Below are 18,600 nucleotides of genomic sequence, written 5' to 3'. Positions count from 1 at the left end.
GAGGCGGCATGAAACAGGCGCCGTCTACTTCTAACCGGGATACTGCGTCGATGTTGACGCAAATGGTGCAGCGCCTGCCGCTGTCGGACGTGCATTTTCGCCGTATCAGCCAGTTGATTTATCAACGCGCCGGCATCGTGCTGGCGGAGCATAAGCGCGAGATGGTTTACAACCGCCTGGTGCGCCGGTTGCGGCTGCTGGGATTGCACGATTTCGGCGACTATTTGGCGCTGCTGGAAAGCGATCCGAACAGCGCGGAGTGGCAGGCGTTCATCAACGCATTGACCACCAACCTGACGGCATTTTTCCGCGAGGCGCATCACTTCCCGATCCTGGCGGAGCATGCGCGCTCGCGGCCGAACGGCTACAGCGTCTGGAGCACTGCGGCCTCGACCGGCGAAGAGCCGTATTCGATCGCCATCACGCTGAGCGATGCCCTGGGGCAGCGGGCCGGCAGTTGCCAGGTCTGGGCCAGCGACATCGACACGCAGGTGTTGGAAAAAGCGGAAGCGGGCGTTTACCGCCAGGAAGATCTGCGCACCCTGACGCCGACCCAAATGCAGCGCTATTTTCTGCGCGGCACCGGGCCGCATCAGGGGCTGGTGCGCGTGCGGCCGGAACTGGCGGCGCGGGTGAACTTCCAGCCGTTGAACCTGCTGGCGCCGGAATGGGCGCTGCCGGGGCAATTTGACGCCATTTTTTGCCGCAACGTCATGATCTATTTCGATAAGGCGACGCAGGAGCGCATCCTGCGCCGCTTCGTTCCCTTGCTTAAGCCGGGGGGGCTGATGTTCGCCGGCCACTCCGAGAACTTCAGCCAGATCAGCCGGGATTTCTACTTGCGTGGGCAGACCGTGTATGGGCTGACCAAGGAGAGGTAATGAGTAAAATCAGAGTGTTATGCGTAGACGATTCGGCACTGATGCGTCAGCTGATGACGGAAATCGTGAACGGCCACCCCGACATGGAAATGGTGGCGACCGCGCCGGATCCGCTGGTGGCGCGCGATCTGATCAAAAAATTTAATCCTCAGGTGCTGACGCTGGACGTCGAGATGCCACGCATGGACGGGCTGGATTTCCTCGAGAAGCTGATGCGCCTGCGGCCGATGCCGGTAGTGATGGTTTCTTCGCTGACCGGTAAAGGCTCGGAGATCACGCTGCGAGCGCTGGAGCTGGGCGCGGTGGATTTCGTCACCAAACCGCAGCTCGGCATTCGCGAGGGCATGTTGGCCTACAGCGAACTGATCGCCGAGAAGATCCGCACCGCCGCCAGAGCGCGCCTGCCGCAGCGTTCCAGCAGCCCGGCGCCGGCGATCCTCAGCCATGCGCCGCTGCTGAGCAGTGAAAAACTGATCGCCATCGGCGCTTCCACCGGCGGCACCGAAGCGATCCGCCAGGTGCTGCAGCCGCTGCCGGCCACCAGTCCGGCGCTGCTGATCACCCAGCACATGCCGCCGGGTTTCACCCGTTCGTTCGCCGAACGGCTGAACAAGCTGTGCCAGATCACGGTGAAAGAAGCGGAGGACGGCGAGCGCGTACTGCCGGGCCACGCTTACATCGCCCCGGGGGATCGCCACCTGGAGCTGGCGCGCAGCGGCGCCAACTATCAGGTGAAGCTGCATGACGGCCCGGCGGTCAACCGCCATCGTCCGTCGGTCGACGTGCTGTTCCGCTCGGTAGCGCAATATGCCGGCCGCAATGCGGTGGGGGTGATCCTCACCGGCATGGGGAACGACGGGGCGGCGGGGATGCTGGAGATGCACCGCGCCGGGGCCTATACCCTGGCGCAGAACGAGGCGAGCTGTGTGGTGTTCGGCATGCCACGCGAGGCGATCGCCGGCGGCGGCGTCAGCGAAGTGGTCGAGTTGGACAGGATGAGCCAGCGCATGCTGGCGCAGATTTCCGGCGGCCAGGCATTGCGCATTTGATTTCAGTCCGCAGGGTTTGCCCGGCGGCGATATGACCTACGGTCGCCGCGCGGCGGCCTGCGGTTTTGCATCATTAAACGGTTAACTATTTCAGGAGTAACAATGGCAGACAAGAACCTCAGATTTCTGGTTGTGGACGACTTCTCCACCATGCGCCGCATCGTCAGAAATTTGCTGAAAGAGCTGGGCTTCAACAACGTCGAAGAAGCTGAAGATGGCGCAGATGCGCTGAACAAGCTGCGCGCCGGCGGTTTCGACTTCGTGGTGTCCGACTGGAACATGCCGAACATGGACGGGCTCGAACTGTTGCAGACCATCCGCGCCGATAGCGCGCTGGCCGCGATGCCGGTGCTGATGGTGACGGCGGAAGCCAAGAAAGAAAATATCATCGCGGCGGCGCAGGCCGGCGCCAGCGGTTATGTAGTGAAACCTTTTACGGCGGCGACGCTGGAAGAAAAGCTCAACAAGATTTTTGAAAAATTGGGCATGTAAGGAGAGGGCGATGAGAGACATTCCAATGCCTGCCAGCGATGCAGCGACCGCGGGAGAGATCATCTCCCGCATCGGCCAACTGACCCGAATGCTGCGCGACAGCATGCGCGAATTGGGGCTCGATCAGGCGATTGCCCAGGCGGCAGAGGCGATCCCGGATGCGCGCGACCGTCTTGACTATGTCGTAACCATGACGGCGCAGGCGGCGGAACGGGCGTTGAACTGCGTGGAGGCGGCGCAACCGCGCCAGGCGGAGCTGGAGTCCGGCGCCAACGCGTTGAAAGGGCGCTGGGACGAGTGGTTCGCCAATCCCATCGAACTGGACGACGCGCGTTCTCTGGTCAACGACACGCGTCAGTATCTGGATCAGGTGCCGGGCCATACGGCCTTCACCAACGCTCAGCTGCTGGAAATCATGATGGCGCAGGACTTCCAGGATCTGACCGGTCAGGTGATCAAGCGCATGATGGACGTGGTGCAGGAGATCGAAAAGCAGCTGCTGATGGTGCTGATGGAAAACATGCCGGAGCAGCCGGTGAAGGAAAAGCGGCCGAACGACAGCCTGCTGAACGGCCCGCAGCTCGACCAGAACGGCGTCGGCGTGATCGCCAACCAGGCGCAGGTCGACGATCTGCTCGACAGCCTCGGTTTCTGAGGCCTTTCGGGGCGCGCGACGGCGCGCCCCGACAACAAGCCACGCAGTTTTGGTCTCATCCCCTAAATAACCCGCCTTTTTCCCCGTTGTTCCGCCAATGACATCGCCAATTTTTTGGCATGCTGACCGCCATTCTTTACCCTCCCGACACAGGAACGGCGTTTCGTGGCTGAAGACAGCGATCTGGAAAAAAGCGAGGCCCCCACGCCCCACAGGCTGGAGAAGGCGCGTGAAGACGGCCAGATCCCGCGCTCCCGCGAGCTGACCTCGGTGCTGATGTTGCTCTCGGGCCTGGCGATCATCCTGATGTCCGGCAGCAACATGGCGCAACAGCTGGCGGCGATGCTCACGCAAGGGCTGAACTTTGACCACGGCATGGTCAGTAACGACAAGCAGATGCTTCGCCAACTGGGCATGTTGCTGCGTCAGGCGGTGCTGGCGCTGCTGCCGATCATGGCGGGTCTGGTGCTGGTAGCGCTCGCCGCGCCGATGCTGTTGGGGGGCATCTTGTTCAGCGGCAAGTCGATCAAGTTCGATATGAAGCGGCTAAACCCCCTGTCCGGGTTGAAACGCATCTTTTCCAGCCAGGTGTTGGCCGAGCTGCTGAAAGGGATCCTCAAAGCGACGCTGGTCGGCTGGGTGACCGGCCTCTATCTATGGCACAACTGGGCGGCGATGCTGCATCTGATGACCCAGCAGCCGCTCGATGCGCTGGGCAATGCGCTGCAGATGATCCTGTTCTGCGGTTTTCTGGTGGTGCTGGGGCTGACGCCGATGGTGGCGTTCGACGTGTTCTATCAGCTGTGGAGCCACTTCAAAAAGCTGAAGATGACCAAGCAGGATATTCGCGACGAATTCAAAGACCAGGAAGGGGACCCGCACGTCAAGGGGCGCATTCGCCAGCAGCAGCGGGCGATCGCCCGGCGCCGCATGATGGCCGACGTGCCTAAGGCGGACGTGATCGTCACCAACCCGACGCACTACGCCGTCGCGTTGCAGTACAACGACAAGAAAATGAGTGCGCCGAAGGTGCTGGCCAAGGGGGCCGGCGAAATCGCCTTGCGCATTCGTGAGCTCGGTGCGGAGCACCGCATTCCGATGCTGGAGGCGCCGCCGCTGGCGCGCGCGCTGTATCGGCACAGCGAGATTGGACAACACATTCCGGCCACCCTGTATGCCGCGGTCGCCGAAGTGCTGGCCTGGGTATACCAACTGCGCCGCTGGCGGCGCGAGGGCGGCCTGATCCCGAAAAAACCTGAACGTTTACCGGTGCCGGAAGCACTGGATTTTGCGAGAGAGAGTGACTCTGATGGCTAATTTGGCCTCCCTGCTTCGTTTGCCGGGCAATTTTAAAGATACGCAGTGGCAGGTGCTGGCCGGCCCGGTGCTGATCCTGCTGATTTTGTCGATGATGGTGTTGCCGCTGCCGGCGTTTATCCTCGACCTGCTGTTTACCTTCAACATCGCGCTGTCGATCATGGTGCTGCTGGTGGCGATGTTCACCCAGCGTACGCTCGAGTTCGCCGCTTTCCCGACCATCCTGCTGTTCTCCACATTGCTGCGTTTGTCGCTCAACGTCGCCTCGACGCGCATCATCTTGCTGGAAGGCCACACCGGTTCCGCCGCCGCCGGGCGCGTGGTGGAAGCCTTCGGCCACTTCCTGGTGGGCGGCAACTTCGCCATCGGCATCGTGGTGTTCATCATCCTGGTGCTGATCAACTTTATGGTAATTACCAAAGGTGCAGGGCGTATCGCCGAAGTGGGCGCGCGCTTCGTGCTGGACGGCATGCCGGGTAAACAGATGGCGATCGACGCCGATTTGAACGCCGGATTGATTGGCGAAGACGAAGCGAAGAAACGCCGCGCCGAAGTGACCCAGGAGGCCGATTTTTACGGCTCGATGGACGGCGCCAGTAAATTCGTGCGCGGCGACGCCATCGCCGGCCTGATGATCATGGTGCTGAACGTGGTCGGTGGCCTGTTGGTTGGCGTGGTGCAACACGGCATGGAACTGGGGGCGGCGGCGGAAAGCTATACGCTGCTGACCATCGGTGACGGCCTGGTGGCGCAGATCCCGGCATTGGTGATCTCCACCGCCGCCGGTGTCATCGTCACTCGCGTCGCGACCGATCAGGATGTCGGCGAGCAGATGGTGGGCCAGCTGTTCAACAATCCGCGCGTGATGCTGCTGAGTGCCGGGGTGCTGGGCCTGCTGGGCCTGGTGCCGGGCATGCCGAACCTGGTGTTCCTGCTGTTTACCGCGGCTCTGCTGGGCCTCGCCTGGTGGTTGCGCGGCCGTGAACAACAGGCGCCGAAAACGGTGGAAGATCCGGTGATGCCGGAGAATCCGCAGGCCGCCGAGGCCAGCTGGGCCGACGTGCAGTTGGAAGATCCGCTGGGGATGGAAGTGGGCTACCGGTTGATTCCGATGGTCGACTTTCAACAGAACGGCGAGCTGCTTGGGCGTATCCGCGGGATCCGCAAGAAATTCGCGCAGGACATGGGTTATCTGCCGCCGGTGGTGCACATTCGCGACAACCTGGAACTGCCGCCAGCCAGCTATCGCATCCTGATGAAAGGCGTCGAGATCGGCAGCGGTGAAGCGCAGCCGGGCCGCTGGCTGGCGATCAACCCCGGCAATGCCGTGGGCGAGCTGGCGGGAGACAAAACCGTCGATCCCGCCTTCGGGCTGGAAGCGGTGTGGATAGACAGCGCCTTGCGCGAACAGGCGCAAATCCAGGGCTTTACCGTGGTGGAAGCCAGCACCGTGGTGGCGACGCACCTCAATCACCTGATAGGGCAGTTCGCCAGCGAGCTGTTCGGCCGCCAGGAGACCCAACAGCTGTTGGATCGCGTGTCGCAGGAGATGCCGAAGCTGACCGAAGACTTCGTGCCGGGCGTGGTGTCACTGACGACGCTGCACAAGGTGCTGCAAAATCTGCTGGCCGAGCGCGTGTCCATCCGCGATATGCGCACCATCGTCGAAACGCTGGCGGAACATGCCCCGGCGCAGAGCGATCCTCACGAATTGACCACCGTGGTGCGGGTGGCGCTGGGCCGGGCGATCACGCAGCAGTGGTTCCCGGGCAACGGCGAGATTCAGGTTATCGGCTTGGATACCCAGCTGGAGCGCCTGTTGCTGCAGGCGTTGCAGGGCGGCGGCGGTCTGGAGCCGGGGCTGGCTGACCGTCTGCTGGAGCAGGCGCGTCAGGCGCTGCAACGGCAAGAGATGCTCAGCGCGCCGCCGGTGCTGTTGGTTAACCATGCGCTGCGTCCTTTACTGGCGCGCTTCCTGCGTCGCAGCCTGCCGCAGCTCGTGGTGCTGTCCAACCTGGAGATCAACGACGATCGCCAGATTCGCATGACCTCGACCATTGGAGCCGCCTGATGAAACGCTGTCTGTCCTTGTTGTGTTTGCTGGCGCCGCTAGCCGCCGGCGCGGTGTCCGGCTCCTGGGTGGCTGAAGGGGCGGGGGTCACGCTGGAACAGGGCGGGATGCGCGATGAATCCGCCGGTTTGCGGCCGCCTAACGCGCTGCCGGATGCCAATGCGCGCATCACCAGCGTCAGCTGGCGCTACCGTTTGCTGGGGCCAGAGCCCGTGGGGCTGCAGGCCCAGCTTTGCACGGTAAACCGCTGCATTCCGCTCGGCGGCGGCAGCGGCAGCAGCATCGGTCTGCAGGGCGAGCCGGCCAATGCGGAATTGCGCTTTGTCTATTACGTGCAGTCGCAAGGCGGGCTGAATCCGCCGCTGCGGGTGATTGGCAATCAGGTGATCGTCAATTATCAGTAAGATCAGGCCAGAATTTGCAGGCCGTTGCGTTCCACCAGCGTCAGCAGTTTCATCGCGGCGGAGTTCGGCTGCGCTTCGCCGCGCTCCCATTTCTGCACCGCCTTTTTGCTGACGTTGAGATACAGCGCAAACACCGGCTGACTGACGTTTTCCCGTTCGCGCAACGCGCGGATCTCGGCCGGCCCGAACTGCTTTACCGGCCGCAGGCACAGCATGTCGAAAGTGCGCATGGTCACGTCGTCGACGAAACCGGCGCGGTGCAGGCCCTGAACTTCCTGGTGGATCTCGGCAAGAATTTTACTCATCGCTTAGCCTCCGTAACTCCCTGTTGTTGACCAGCTGGTAGAGTCTGAATGGCGAATAATCCAGATACAGCGCAGCCAGATGTTTCAATCCCTGTAACTCATCCGCACTGATGTTTTCTCTCTCGCTTTTGGCAAAGCCGCGCATAAAAAACAGGCGGTCTTCATCGCGAAAAACGATCAGTACCCGATAGCCGCCACGTTTGCCCTCACCAGCCCTAGCGATGCGCTTTTTGTCTACGCAACCGCCAAGATTGGCGTCGTACAGCTGATGTTGCATCTCTCGCGCCGCTTTCACTATCGTGGCGTCGCTAATGCGCTCGCGTGCGGCAAAACCCTGAAAGGTTTTGGTGAGATAAATGTCGGCCATTCGCTCTCCCTGCGAATCTATACCCGTTAAGGGTATATTTCAAGTGGTTTAAAAATAACCACAGGGTGACAAGCGGCCAAAGGGAAAGAAACAGCCAAATTCACGCCATGCGCAGCCTGGCGCAAAGTCTTAAGTGAATTCAAAGAGTGATAGGGAGAAAATGCGACGGGATGCGCAGAAGCCGGTTAACGCATGCCCGGTGATAGGCTCACCGGGCAAATGAGTCAGGTCAGACGCCGATTTTTCTGCCGAGCAGGCTGCCGGCGTGCGATTGGCCGTCCGGGCCATACAGCGATTTGTTGTTTTTGCTGAGGATGGCCAGCGCCTGAGCGTTATGGTCGATCTGCTGATTGAGCAGCAGGCCGTTGTGCTGGTTCTTTTCGCGCAGTGTTTGGCTCAGCAATTGAACGCGCTGCCAACGGTCGGCCAGGGGGGCGTGGCTGGCATAGGGCGCGCGTTGCCCGCAGGTTTTTTCCTGCCCCAGGCGCTGTTGCTCGAGGTAGGCGACCGTCGCCAACAGTTGGCTTTTGGCATCGGTTACGCGCTGCAAGGCCACGCCCGGCAGCTGGCCGGAGCATAACAGATCGTGCTCTTCTTCCAGCACGCCATTGAGCGCCTGCAGCGTTTCCAACAGTTTGTCCAGCAGTTGTGCCAGCTTTTCCATAGTGATGACTTATCCTTTACCGCTACCCGCCGCCGCGTTGTCAGTCGCGTCCGGCGATCCATTGAACATCGCTCTGCGCGTCTTGCAGCAGTGCGTCGGCGATTTTGCCGGCGTCCATCTTCAGTTCACCGTTGCGGATCGCCTGCTTGATGGCCTCGACCCGGCCCATATCGATATCCTGGGTGCCCGGCTGCATCAGGCGCGCCTGCGCCTCGCTCAGTTTGACCTGCGTACCGCTGACGGCGGTTTCGGCCACGGCGGCCTTACGCGGCTGGAGCGGGTTGTCGGCCGGGGTTTCACGCGGTTGCACAGTGGAAACCGGCTGTAACCGCTGGGTGCGATCGATACTCATGGTCCATCTCCGTTTACGCCGTGACCGCTCTCGGGCGACGACGCTGCAATGAAAGTGTTGCGGCCCTGATGGCCAATAAAATGCTGCTTGATTTGTCTTATCGGCAAGGTTTGCGGAACCTTTACTTTTTTATAACGTAATGCGAATCGCGCCGTCGTCCCCGACCACGCCGCTGACGATTTGCCCGGACGCCATGCGCACGCGCACGCTGTCTTCGGCGGCGGCGTTGTTCATCGCCTTGCCCGCGCCGCTAATGCTGAATCCTTCGCCCTGTGCATTGACCTGCACCGGTTGCCCGGCCTTGATAATCCAGGCCCGGCGCAGCATGGCGAGGGTCAGCGGCTGGCCGGGGCTGATGTTGCGCAGGCTGACGGCGCCTAACGCTTTGCCCGCTTCGGTCAGCGCGCGCGGCGGCAGGGTATCGAGCCGACCTTCTTTCAACGTCAGGTCCGCCGCCGTCAACCGGCTGCCGGCGGTGATGCCGCGCGCCGAAACGAGATAGCGGCCGAACACCTGCACCTGCGTCTGGATAAAACGCCGCTCCTGGCCACAGCGCGCCGAAATGCTGACGTTGCCGCCGATCCGCGCGTTGGGCGGCAGCGACAGCTGCGGCAGTTCGCAAGCGGGCCATTGGTTCGGCGGCGTGCGCACCCGCACTTTTACCTGCACCGGTTCGCCGCTGAACTTGCCTTGGATGAAGCTTTCGATTTGCGTCGCCAGATCGTCGGCGCGCGCGTTCAGACTGCACAGCAGGCCGATAAGCAGCAGCATTTTACCTTTCATCGTCATCTTCTCAAGCTTCATCGGGATACGCGTAAGTGTACCCGCAGCGCGCGCAGGCTAAGCAGATAAATAGCGCCCCATTTTGCGTTTATTCCCGCGATAGGGTAGCGCGGGGGGCGTTTATGCTGTCGACTCCAAATTCTAACCTCGCGGAGGGAGCATGCTCGACAAACTGGACGCGGCTCTGCGCTTTGGCCAAGAGGCGCTGAACTTGCGCGCCCAGCGGCAGGAAATTCTGGCCGCCAACATCGCCAACGCAGACACACCGGGTTATCAGGCGCGGGATATCGATTTCGCCAGCCAATTGAACAAAGTGATGGAGCAGGGGCGCGTCAGCGGCAACGGCATGGCGCTCAACCTGACGGCGGCGCGCCATATCCCGGCGCAGACCCTGCAGCCGCCGCAGCTCGATCTGCTGTTCCGGGTGCCGGATCAGCCGTCGATGGACGGCAACACGGTGGACATGGATCGCGAACGCACCAACTTTGCCGATAACAGCCTGAAATATCAGACCGACCTGACGCTGCTCAACGGTCAGATCAAAGGGATGATGTCCGTACTGCAACAAGGATAAGGCGCATGTCTTTACTGAATATTTTTGATATCTCCGGCTCGGCGTTATCGGCGCAATCCCAGCGCATGAACGTCAGCGCCAGCAACATGGCCAACGCCGACAGCGTGACCGGCCCGGACGGCGAACCTTACCGCGCCAAGCAGGTGGTGTTCCAGGTCGCAGCGGCGCCGGGACAGCCGACCGGCGGCGTGCGCGTTGCCCAGGTGGTGGACGATCCGGCGCCCGAGCGTTTGGTGTATCAGCCGGGCAACCCGCTGGCGGACGCCAAGGGGTATGTGCGCATGCCGAACGTCGACGTAGTGGGGGAAATGGTCAACACCATCTCCGCTTCCCGCAGCTATCAGGCCAACGTCGAGGTGCTCAACACCACCAAGTCGATGATGATGAAAACCCTGACGCTGGGTCAGTAACCGGAGGTTCCCATGGCTATCGCCCCAACCACGAACGAGTCGTTGGACAATACCGTCATCGGTAACAACAGCAAAAATACCAACAGCCAGGATCTGCACAACAGCTTCCTGACGCTGCTGGTGGCGCAGTTGAAAAACCAGGACCCGACCAATCCGATGCAGAACAACGAACTGACCTCGCAGCTGGCGCAGATCAACACCGTTCAGGGCATCGAAAAACTCAACACCACGCTGGGGTCGATCTCCGGTCAGATCAACAGCAATCAGTCGCTGCAGGCCACCGCGCTGATCGGCCACGGCGTGATGGTGCCGGGCAGCAACATTCTGGTCGGCAGCAAGGACGGCAAAGTCAGCACCACGCCGTTCGGCGTGGAACTGGAGCGCGCCGCCGATCAGGTAACCGCCACCATCACCAACGCCAGCGGGCAGGTGGTGCGCACCATCGAAATCGGCGGTCTGACCGCCGGCGTGCATGCCTTCACCTGGGACGGTTCGCTGGATGACGGCTCCACCGCGCCCGACGGCGCCTACAAAGTGGCGATTAACGCCAAAGGCAACGGCGAGCAGTTGGTGGCGCGCAGCCTGCACTTCGGCCTGGTGAACGGCGTGATCCGCGACGGCAACGGCGCCAAGCTGGATCTCGGCCTGGCGGGCAACGCCACCCTGGAAGACGTGCGACAGATCTTATAACCCTAAGCATCAGGCTCAATCGGACGATAGCCTGACCACTATTCGGAGAATAACATGGCTTTTTCTCAGGCAGTCAGCGGCTTGAACGCGGCAGCAACCAACCTGGACGTGATCGGTAACAACATCGCCAACTCCGCGACGGCGGGCTTCAAATCCGGCAGCGTCTCCTTTGCCGACATGTTCGCCGGTTCACAGGTCGGTCTGGGCGTCAAAGTGTCCGGCATCACCCAGAACTTCAAGGGCGGCACCACCACCGGCACCAGCCGTTCATTGGATGTGGCCATCAACGGCAACGGCTTTTTCCGCATGCAGGATAAAGACGGCGGCATCTTCTATACCCGCAACGGCCAGTTCAAGCTGGACGAGAACCGCAATCTGACCAACATGCAGGGTCTGCAGCTGACCGGCTATCCGGCGGCCGGCTCCCCGCCGACCATTCAGCAGGGCGCCAACCCGGTGCCGTTGAGCATTCCTGAAGGCATGATGAACGCGAAAGCGTCCACTTCCGGCCAGATGGTTGCCAACCTGATGTCGACCCATAAGGTGCCGGAAAACAAGACCTTCGATCCGACCAAACAGGACAGCTACAACTATACCAATACCATCACCGCCTACGACTCGCTGGGTAACGCGCACAACATCAACGCTTACTTCGTGAAGACCGAAGACAATAAATGGCAGGTCTACACCCAGGACGGCAGCGCAGCGCCAGTGAACGCCGGCACCATGGAGTTCAGCACCAGCGGTACCCTGGTGAAAACCACCAGCACCAACGGCGCGCCGGGCGAGTTCAGCATGGTGATCCCGATGACCGCCAAAGACGGCGCGCCGGCGCAAAACTTCACCCTGAGCTTCGCCGGCAGCATGCAGCAGAACGTGAGCAGCGACTCGGTGAGCAAGGTATCGCAGGACGGTTATGCCGCCGGTGAATACACGGGCTATCAGATCAACAACGACGGCACCATCGTGGGCGTCTACTCCAACCAGCAAACCCAGCTGTTGGGCCAGATCGTCATGGCTAACTTCTCCAACCCGGAAGGGCTGGCGTCGCAGGGCGATAACGTTTGGCAGGAAACCGGCGCGTCCGGCCAGCCGCGCGTCGGTCTTGCGGGCGGCGGCGGCTTAGGCAAGCTGACCAGCGGCGCGCTGGAGTCTTCCAACGTCGATCTGAGCCAGGAGCTGGTGAACATGATCGTCGCACAGCGTAACTATCAGTCCAACGCCCAGACCATCAAGACGCAGGACTCCATTCTGCAGACGTTGGTTAGCCTGCGCTAATAGGGTCGAGTTATGGATCACGCGATTTATACCGCGATGGGCGCGGCTCGCCAAACGCTGGAGCAGCAGTCCATTACCGCCAACAACCTGGCCAACGCGTCGACGCCGGGCTTTCGCGCTCAGCTCGCCGCGCTGCGCGCGGTGCCGGTTGACGGGCCGAGCCTGGCGACGCGCACATTGGTGGCCGCGTCGACGCCGGGCGCCGACATGAGCCAGGGGGCGCTGAACTATACGGCGCGCCCGCTGGATGTGGCGCTGCAGCAGGACGGTTTCCTGGCGGTGAGCCTGCCGGGCGGCGGTGAAGCCTATACCCGCAACGGCAACATCCAGATCTCCTCCACCGGGCAGTTGACGGTGCAGGGGCTGCCGGTGATGGGCGACGGGGGGCCGATCGAGGTGCCGCCGTCGGCGGAGATCACCATCGCCGCCGACGGCACCATTTCGGCGCTGAACGCCGGCGATCCGCCGAACACCATCGCGCAGATCGGCCGCCTGAAGCTGGTGAAAGCCGACGCGCGCGAAGTGATGCGCGGTGACGACGGGCTGTTCCGCCTGACGCCGGAAACCCAACAGTTGCGCGGCAATCAGTTGCAAAACGATCCGCAGGTGCGGGTGATGCCCGGGGTGCTGGAAGGCAGTAACGTCAAGCCGATGGAGACCATGGTCGACATGATCGCCAACGCCCGCCGTTTTGAAATGCAAATGAAGGTCATCCACAGCGTGGATGAAAACGAACAGCGTGCCAACTCACTGCTCTCAGTGAGCTAAGCAGCAAGGAAATAACCGATGATTCCATCCTTATGGATTGCCAAAACCGGTCTGGACGCGCAGCAGACCAACATGGACGTGATCGCCAACAACCTGGCGAACGTCAGCACCAACGGCTTCAAACGCCAGCGTGCGGTATTTGAAGATCTGCTGTACCAGACCATGCGTCAGCCGGGGGCGCAGTCCTCCGAGCAGACCACGCTGCCTTCCGGTCTGCAGATCGGCACCGGCGTGCGTCCGGTGGCGACCGAGCGGCTGCACAGCCAGGGCAACCTGTCGCAGACCAACAACAGCAAAGACGTCGCCATCAAGGGGCAGGGGTTCTTCCAGGTGATGTTGCCGGACGGCACCCAGGCCTACACGCGCGACGGCTCGTTCCAGATCGATCAGAACGGCCAGCTGGTCACCTCCAGCGGTTTCCAGGTGCAGCCGGCGATCACCATTCCGGCTAACGCGCTGTCCATCACCGTCGGCCGCGACGGCATCGTCAGCGTCACCCAGCAGGGGCAAACCGCCGCCCAGCAGGTGGGTCAACTGACGCTGACGACCTTTGTCAACGACAGCGGTCTGGAGAGCGTGGGCGAGAACCTGTATCAGGAAACCGAAAGCTCGGGCGCGCCGAACGAGAGCACGCCGGGGCTCAACGGCGCCGGTCTGCTGTATCAGGGCTACGTGGAGACCTCCAACGTTAACGTGGCGGAAGAGCTGGTCAACATGATCCAGACTCAGCGCGCTTACGAGATCAACAGCAAAGCGGTATCGACTTCCGATCAGATGCTGCAAAAGCTGACGCAACTGTAATCTGTCATTGACGGGCCCGGCTTGCCGCGCCCGTCATTCTCTTTCGTGAAACAAAGGCGATACCCGTGGTAACCACATATTCGATGGCAATCCTGCCGCGGCAGGGACAACGCTGGCTGGCGGGAATGGTGATGCTGACGCTGAGCGGCTGCGCTTATATTCCGCATAAACCGCTGGTGGACGGTGCGACCACGGCGCAGCCCGCGCCGGCCAGCGCGCCGATGCCGAACGGCTCGATCTTCCAGACGGTGCAGCCGATGAACTACGGCTATCAGCCGCTGTTCGAAGACCGCCGTCCGCGCAACGTCGGCGACACCCTGACCATCGTGCTGCAGGAAAACGTCAGCGCCAGCAAGAGCTCCTCCGCCAATGCCAGCCGCAACGGCGCCAGCAAGTTCGGCGTCGCCACCTCGCCGCGTTACCTTGACGGCCTGTTGGGCAATGCGCGCGCCGATATGGACATTTCCGGCGACAGCACCTTCGGCGGCAAGGGCGGCGCCAACGCCAACAACACCTTCAACGGCACCATTACGGTGACGGTCAACCAGGTGCTGGCCAACGGCAACCTGCACGTGGTGGGGGAAAAGCAGATCGCCATCAACCAGGGCACCGAATTCATTCGTTTCTCCGGCGTCGTCAACCCGCGCACCATCAGCGGCAACAACTCGGTCACCTCGACGCAGGTGGCGGACGCGCGGATCGAATACGTCGGCAATGGCTATATCAACGAAGCGCAGACCATGGGCTGGCTGCAGCGCTTCTTCTTAAATGTTTCACCGTTCTAAGGATTGACTGATGCTGAAAAAATGGTTTATCGCGCTGTGCGTCGGGCTGGTGTGCTTGCCGGCGGCGGCGGAGCGCATCCGCGATCTGGTGACGGTGCAGGGCGTGCGAGACAACGCCCTGATCGGCTACGGCCTGGTGGTGGGGCTGGACGGCTCCGGCGACCAGACCATGCAGACGCCGTTCACCACCCAAAGCCTGAGCAACATGCTGTCGCAGCTGGGCATCACCGTGCCGCCGGGCACCAACATGCAGCTGAAAAACGTGGCGGCGGTGATGGTGACCGCCAAACTGCCGCCGTTCTCGCGCGCCGGGCAGAATATCGACGTGGTGGTCTCATCAATGGGCAACGCCAAGAGCCTGCGTGGCGGCACCTTGCTGATGACGCCGCTGAAAGGCGTGGATAACCAGGTCTATGCGCTGGCGCAGGGCAACGTGCTGGTCGGCGGCGCGGGCGCGGCGGCCGGCGGCAGCAGCGTGCAGGTCAACCAGCTGGCGGGCGGGCGCATCAGCAACGGCGCCACCATTGAGCGCGAGCTGCCGACCACCTTCGGCAGCGGCGGCGTACTCAACCTGCAGCTGAATGACGAAGACTTCACGCTGGCGCAGCAGATCAGCGACGCCATCAACCGCCAACGCGGCGGCGGCACCGCGACGCCGCTCGACGCCCGCACGATCCAGGTGCTGGTGCCGCAGGGCAACAGCTCTCAGGTGCGCTTCCTGGCGGAGATTCAAAACATCACCGTCAACGTCGGCGCGATGGACGCCAAAGTGATCATCAACTCGCGCACCGGGTCGGTGGTGATGAACCGCGATGTGATCCTCGATTCCTGCGCCGTCGCTCAGGGCAACCTGTCGGTGGTGGTCGATCGGCAGAACACCGTCAGCCAACCGACGACGCCGTTCGGAGGCGGCCAGACGGTGGTGACGCCAAACACCCAGATCTCGGTGCAACAGCAGGGCGGGTCGCTGCAGAAGGTGAACGCCAGCGCCAACCTGAACAACGTCATTCGCGCGCTGAACGCGCTGGGCGCCACGCCGATCGATCTGATGTCGATCCTGCAGGCGATGCAGAGCGCCGGCTGCCTGCGCGCCAAGCTGGAAATCATCTGATGGCGCGCGATCTGATGGCGATGTCGGGCGCGGCCTATGACGCCCAGGCGCTGAACGGCCTGAAGCGCGACGCGGCGGCCGACCCGCAGGGCAACCTCAAGCAGGTGGCCCAGCAGGTGGAAGGCATGTTCGTGCAGATGATGCTGAAAAGCATGCGTTCCGCCTTGCCGCAGGACGGGGTGTTGAGTAGCGATCAAACGCGGCTCTATACCTCGATGTACGATCAGCAAATCGCCCAGCAGATGTCGCAAAAAGGGCTGGGGCTGGCCGACATGATGGTCAAGCAGATGAGCAACGCCAACGCGGTGCCGAGCGAAACCGCGGGCATGTCGCCGATGGCGCTGGACAACGAGGTGCTGCAAACGCTGCCGAACCAGGCGCTGGAGCAGATGGTGCGCCGCGCGATGCCGAAAGCCCCGCCGGCCGCCGCGCCGCCGTCGCTCAACAACGGCAACTTCGTCGCTCGTCTGTCGATACCGGCGAAGGTCGCCAGCCAGCAGAGCGGCATTCCGCATCAGCTGATCGTCGCGCAGGCGGCGCTGGAATCCGGCTGGGGGCAGCGCGAGATCCCAACCTCAGACGGCACGCCGAGCTACAACCTGTTCGGCATCAAGGCCGGCGGCAGCTGGAGCGGGCCGGTGACGGAGATCACCACCACCGAGTTCGAACAGGGCGCGGCGAAGAAGGTGAAGGCGAAGTTCCGCGTTTACGGGTCGTACGTCGAAGCGATCGCCGATTACGTCAAACTGCTGACCAACAACCCGCGCTACGCCGACGTGGCCGCCGCGCGCAGCCCGGAGCAGGCGGCGCATGCGCTGCAGCGCGCCGGGTACGCCACCGATCCCCAGTACGCCAGCAAGTTGGTCAGCGTGATTCAGCAGATGAAGAGCGCGGGGGAACAGGCGGTGAAAGCTTACACCCACGATCTGAAAGATTTGTTCTAAATCCCCGTCATTCTTGACGCCGCTGCGGCGCCAATTATTTAGGGGGTAGGCGGCAATGGAGGCTGGCTGGATGCTGACCGCATTGCCGCTTTTTTTCCTCAAGTTCTTCTCATTTTTGCCGATAACCGAAACAGGCTGAGCGAACAGGCTCAGCAGCTCAATTAAGAACCCTGTGGGCCACCGGCGCCGCAGCATAAGGAATTTCGATGTCCAATAGCTTAATCAATACCGCGATGAGCGGGCTGAATGCGGCTCAGGTGGCGCTCAGTACCGTCAGCAACAACATCTCCAACTACAACGTGGCGGGCTACAACCGTCAGACCGCGATCCTGGCGCAGAACGGCGGCATGGCCACCATGAGCGGCTTTATCGGCAACGGCGTGACCGTCACCAGCGTCAACCGCGAGTACAACCAGTTCATCACCAACCAGCTGCGCGGCGCGCAAAGCGCGTTCGGGGCGCAAAACGCCTATTACGAGAAGATTTCGCAGATCGACAACCTGTTGGCGAGCAAGACCAACCCGCTGTCGACCAACATGCAGGATTTCTTTACCAACCTGCAGAACCTGGTGAGCAACGCCGGTGACGACGCCGCGCGCCAGACGGTGCTGGGCAAGGCCAACGGCCTGGTGAACCAGTTCAACAACACCGACAAATTCCTGCGCGACATGGACAACGGCGTCAATCAGCAGATCAGCGATACGGCGCAGCAGATCAACAGCTACGGCCAACAGATCGCCAAGCTGAACGACGAGATCACCCGTTTGCGCGGCAGCGCCGGCGGCGAACCGAATGCGTTGCTGGATCAGCGCGATCAGCTGGTCACCGAATTGAACCAGCTGGTGGGCGTACAGGTCACGCAACAGGACGGCGACGCCTATACCGTTTCCTTCGCCAACGGTTTGACCCTGGTGCAGGGCAGCAATACGTATCAGGTGGAAGCCGTGCCTTCCAGCAGCGATCCTTCCCGTCTGACCATCGGCTATAACCGCGGCAACGGCGCCAGCGAAGTGCCGGAAGGCCAGATCACCAGCGGCACGCTGAGCGGCGTGCTGAAATTCCGCAGCGAAACGCTGGACGGCGTGCGCAATCAGCTGGGCCAGTTGGCGCTGGCGATGGCGGACAGCTTTAACCAACAGCATCGCGCCGGCTTCGATCTGAACGGTGACGCGGGCGGCGACTTCTTCAGCTTCAGCGGCGGCCGAGTGGTGGATAACACCCGCAACACCGGCGACGCGTCGCTGTCGGTCTCTTACACCGATACCGGCAAGGTGAAGGCCAACGATTATCGCGTCGAGTTCGACGGCAGCAACTGGCAGGTCAGCCGCCTGCCGGACAACGTGAAAGTTAACGCGACGCCGGGCACCAGCGCCGACGGTAAACCGACGCTGAACTTCGACGGGTTGGAAGTGAGCATCGACGGCAATGTGCAGGCCAAAGACAGCTTCACCGTGAAACCGGTCAGCGACGTGGCGGGCAACCTGAAAGTGGCCATCACCGATTCGTCCAAGATCGCCGCCGCCGGTAAAGACGACAGCGGCCGCGGCGATAACGAGAACGCCAAGAAACTGCTGGATCTGCAAACCAAAAACCTGGTGGACGGCAAAGCGACCCTGAGCGGCGCTTACGCCGGCATCGTCAGCGGCGTCGGCAACCAGACCGCCGCCGCCAAGGCCATCGCCACGTCGCAGGCCAAAATCGTCACCCAACTGGGCGCGCAACAGCAGTCGATGTCCGGCGTCAACCTTGACGAAGAGTACGGTGAACTGCTGCGTTTCCAGCAGTACTACATGGCCAACGCGCAGGTGATTCAGACCGCCAGCTCGCTGTTCGACGCGCTGCTGAACATTCGTTGATTTCATTGTTAATCGGCGCCGATAACGGCGCCGGTCGCTCAGA

At 62.0% G+C, this 18,600-nt stretch carries 22 protein-coding genes; 17 read left to right on the top strand and 5 right to left on the bottom strand.

Annotated elements, in window-relative coordinates; all coding sequences use genetic code 11:
* Nucleotides 1-8 precede the first annotated feature (8 nt).
* The 7 genes from cheR (at nucleotide 9) to HWW83_RS04225 (ending at nucleotide 6,869) form a co-directional block, all read left to right on the top strand.
* A complete protein-coding gene (cheR, locus tag HWW83_RS04255; RefSeq protein ID WP_025159837.1) occupies nucleotides 9-881 on the top strand; it encodes a protein-glutamate O-methyltransferase CheR in 873 nt (290 codons plus the stop codon).
* Entirely contained in the window at nucleotides 881-1,930 is a 1,050-nt protein-coding gene (locus HWW83_RS04250; protein ID WP_033643532.1) for a protein-glutamate methylesterase/protein-glutamine glutaminase, read from the top strand. Before cheR ends, HWW83_RS04250 begins: the two co-directional genes overlap by 1 nt.
* Nucleotides 1,931-2,032: 102 nt before the next feature.
* Nucleotides 2,033-2,422, top strand: a complete 390-nt coding sequence (cheY, locus tag HWW83_RS04245) for a chemotaxis response regulator CheY (RefSeq protein WP_004934862.1) — start codon at nucleotides 2,033-2,035, stop codon at nucleotides 2,420-2,422.
* A gap of 10 nt (nucleotides 2,423-2,432) precedes the next feature.
* On the top strand, nucleotides 2,433-3,077 hold the full coding sequence (gene cheZ, locus HWW83_RS04240; protein ID WP_004934858.1) for a protein phosphatase CheZ: 645 nt from the start codon (nucleotides 2,433-2,435) through the stop codon (nucleotides 3,075-3,077).
* Nucleotides 3,078-3,242: 165 nt separating this feature from the next.
* Nucleotides 3,243-4,394: a flagellar biosynthesis protein FlhB gene (flhB, locus tag HWW83_RS04235; protein ID WP_033640021.1), complete on the top strand. Its 1,152-nt coding sequence runs from the start codon at nucleotides 3,243-3,245 to the stop codon at nucleotides 4,392-4,394.
* The gene (gene flhA / locus HWW83_RS04230) at nucleotides 4,387-6,465 is read left to right on the top strand and encodes a flagellar biosynthesis protein FlhA (protein ID WP_122003931.1); all 2,079 of its coding nucleotides are present in this window, start codon (nucleotides 4,387-4,389) and stop codon (nucleotides 6,463-6,465) included. The genes flhB and flhA overlap by 8 nt, the downstream gene beginning before the upstream one ends.
* Nucleotides 6,465-6,869: a flagellar protein FlhE gene (locus tag HWW83_RS04225; RefSeq protein WP_033643530.1), complete on the top strand. Its 405-nt coding sequence runs from the start codon at nucleotides 6,465-6,467 to the stop codon at nucleotides 6,867-6,869. Before flhA ends, HWW83_RS04225 begins: the two co-directional genes overlap by 1 nt.
* A gap of 2 nt (nucleotides 6,870-6,871) precedes the next feature.
* On the opposite strand, the gene HWW83_RS04220 is transcribed toward HWW83_RS04225, so the two are convergent.
* The 5 genes from HWW83_RS04220 to flgA all read right to left on the bottom strand — a co-directional run bounded on the left by HWW83_RS04220 (nucleotide 6,872) and on the right by flgA (nucleotide 9,340).
* The gene (locus tag HWW83_RS04220; RefSeq protein WP_015378258.1) at nucleotides 6,872-7,174 is read right to left on the bottom strand and encodes a helix-turn-helix domain-containing protein; all 303 of its coding nucleotides are present in this window, start codon (nucleotides 7,172-7,174) and stop codon (nucleotides 6,872-6,874) included.
* Nucleotides 7,167-7,541 (bottom strand): type II toxin-antitoxin system RelE/ParE family toxin, encoded by a 375-nt coding sequence (locus HWW83_RS04215; RefSeq protein WP_176589006.1) that lies wholly within the window; start codon nucleotides 7,539-7,541, stop codon nucleotides 7,167-7,169. Before HWW83_RS04215 ends, HWW83_RS04220 begins: the two co-directional genes overlap by 8 nt.
* Before the next feature lie 229 nt (nucleotides 7,542-7,770).
* On the bottom strand, nucleotides 7,771-8,205 hold the full coding sequence (locus tag HWW83_RS04210; protein WP_033650863.1) for a flagella synthesis protein FlgN: 435 nt from the start codon (nucleotides 8,203-8,205) through the stop codon (nucleotides 7,771-7,773).
* A 40-nt stretch (nucleotides 8,206-8,245) separates the two neighbouring features.
* Complete coding sequence (gene flgM, locus HWW83_RS04205) at nucleotides 8,246-8,557, bottom strand: flagellar biosynthesis anti-sigma factor FlgM (protein WP_004934832.1); 312 nt, start codon at nucleotides 8,555-8,557, stop codon at nucleotides 8,246-8,248.
* Between the two features lie 129 nt (nucleotides 8,558-8,686).
* On the bottom strand, nucleotides 8,687-9,340 hold the full coding sequence (flgA, locus tag HWW83_RS04200) for a flagellar basal body P-ring formation chaperone FlgA (RefSeq protein ID WP_033650864.1): 654 nt from the start codon (nucleotides 9,338-9,340) through the stop codon (nucleotides 8,687-8,689).
* A gap of 160 nt (nucleotides 9,341-9,500) precedes the next feature.
* Here flgA and flgB point away from each other — a divergent pair, with 160 nt between their 5' ends.
* The 10 genes from flgB (at nucleotide 9,501) to flgK (ending at nucleotide 18,557) form a co-directional block, all read left to right on the top strand.
* Entirely contained in the window at nucleotides 9,501-9,914 is a 414-nt protein-coding gene (gene flgB, locus HWW83_RS04195) for a flagellar basal body rod protein FlgB (RefSeq protein ID WP_033643526.1), read from the top strand.
* Between the two features lie 5 nt (nucleotides 9,915-9,919).
* Complete coding sequence (flgC, locus tag HWW83_RS04190) at nucleotides 9,920-10,324, top strand: flagellar basal body rod protein FlgC (RefSeq protein WP_004934826.1); 405 nt, start codon at nucleotides 9,920-9,922, stop codon at nucleotides 10,322-10,324.
* 12 nt (nucleotides 10,325-10,336) lie between these two features.
* Nucleotides 10,337-11,014, top strand: a complete 678-nt coding sequence (flgD, locus tag HWW83_RS04185; RefSeq protein WP_033643523.1) for a flagellar hook assembly protein FlgD — start codon at nucleotides 10,337-10,339, stop codon at nucleotides 11,012-11,014.
* 54 nt (nucleotides 11,015-11,068) lie between these two features.
* Nucleotides 11,069-12,292 (top strand): flagellar hook protein FlgE, encoded by a 1,224-nt coding sequence (gene flgE / locus HWW83_RS04180; RefSeq protein WP_033643522.1) that lies wholly within the window; start codon nucleotides 11,069-11,071, stop codon nucleotides 12,290-12,292.
* Between the two features lie 12 nt (nucleotides 12,293-12,304).
* Entirely contained in the window at nucleotides 12,305-13,060 is a 756-nt protein-coding gene (locus tag HWW83_RS04175; protein WP_033643521.1) for a flagellar basal body rod protein FlgF, read from the top strand.
* Between the two features lie 18 nt (nucleotides 13,061-13,078).
* Nucleotides 13,079-13,861, top strand: a complete 783-nt coding sequence (flgG, locus tag HWW83_RS04170) for a flagellar basal-body rod protein FlgG (RefSeq protein WP_004934819.1) — start codon at nucleotides 13,079-13,081, stop codon at nucleotides 13,859-13,861.
* A gap of 83 nt (nucleotides 13,862-13,944) precedes the next feature.
* Nucleotides 13,945-14,646 (top strand): flagellar basal body L-ring protein FlgH, encoded by a 702-nt coding sequence (gene flgH / locus HWW83_RS04165; protein ID WP_004934817.1) that lies wholly within the window; start codon nucleotides 13,945-13,947, stop codon nucleotides 14,644-14,646.
* A gap of 10 nt (nucleotides 14,647-14,656) precedes the next feature.
* The gene (locus HWW83_RS04160; protein WP_004934816.1) at nucleotides 14,657-15,757 is read left to right on the top strand and encodes a flagellar basal body P-ring protein FlgI; all 1,101 of its coding nucleotides are present in this window, start codon (nucleotides 14,657-14,659) and stop codon (nucleotides 15,755-15,757) included.
* Entirely contained in the window at nucleotides 15,757-16,701 is a 945-nt protein-coding gene (flgJ, locus tag HWW83_RS04155; protein ID WP_176589005.1) for a flagellar assembly peptidoglycan hydrolase FlgJ, read from the top strand. Before HWW83_RS04160 ends, flgJ begins: the two co-directional genes overlap by 1 nt.
* A 206-nt stretch (nucleotides 16,702-16,907) precedes the next feature.
* Nucleotides 16,908-18,557 carry a flagellar hook-associated protein FlgK gene (gene flgK / locus HWW83_RS04150; protein ID WP_176589004.1) on the top strand — a complete coding sequence of 550 codons (1,650 nt, stop codon included), beginning with the start codon at nucleotides 16,908-16,910 and terminating at the stop codon, nucleotides 18,555-18,557.
* Nucleotides 18,558-18,600 lie beyond the last annotated feature (43 nt).

Origin of the sequence: Serratia ureilytica, from assembly GCF_013375155.1 — a bacterium.
Lineage (GTDB): Bacteria > Pseudomonadota > Gammaproteobacteria > Enterobacterales > Enterobacteriaceae > Serratia > Serratia ureilytica.
The sequence above is the reverse complement of the archived record's forward strand: the minus strand, read 5'-3'. Positions and strand labels throughout refer to the sequence as shown.